We start from the raw sequence: 755 nt of genomic DNA on the forward strand, positions 1-755 counted from the left end.
CCGGCATCGAGCCCCGCATAGGGAAGGATCAGGCTGCTCATGCGGCTTCTCTCTCCTCAGCCATGGCTCGGCGCGGGAACGCTGATCGGACGCGCGAGCCTGGACTGCGCGGTGAGCCGGATGCCGGCATTGGCGGCGCCATAGCCGACATAGCCGTCGCGCTGGACGATCTCGAAGAACAACCCGCCATCCAGCGTCTGCGTATAGGCCTGACGGAAGGCACCGCCGGCATCGCTGTCATGGAGGATGTTCAGCGCCTTCATCGCATCGATCTCCTGCGCCGTCAGGTCAGAGCGGGCTTCGAGGTCGTCATAGTAGTTCTCGGGGATGGGTAGCATGGCGACGCCATTGGCAACCAGCCGCTTGACGGTCGCGGCGATGTCGTCGGTCGCGAAGGCGATATGCTGCACGCCCGAGCCGAAGAAATCGGTGATGAAGCGGGCCGAGAGCGTGCGGTGGCTCTGCGAGCCGTTGAGGATGAGCCTCAAGCCATGGCCGTTCCTGCCGTCGAGCCCGCTCTCGATCACCTGGCTCTGGACCACGCCGCCGGGGTCGAGCACGGCCTGGCTCGGCGTCTTCCGCGTCTCGAACAGCGAGGAATAGAACAGCAGCCAGGTCAGCATCTCCTCGTACTGCATGCTCTGCGAGACATGATCGACGCCGGTGAGCCCGGCATCGTCCGAGGCCTCGCCCGTCGCTTCGAAATCGACCTCGGCCCAGCGTCCGAGCGCCGAGGCCTGGTCGAGGAAATAGAC

General features: G+C 65.3%; 1 protein-coding gene. It reads right to left on the minus strand.

What is annotated here, in order from left to right:
• Nucleotides 1-56: 56 nt before the first annotated feature.
• Nucleotides 57-755, minus strand: a 699-nt coding sequence (locus tag AC1RLU_RS26490) for a 4-hydroxyphenylpyruvate dioxygenase family protein (protein ID WP_492799009.1), incomplete at its 5' end; no start/stop codon positions are given.

Source organism: Allobosea sp. GW822-FHT05A11 (genome assembly GCF_058800455.1).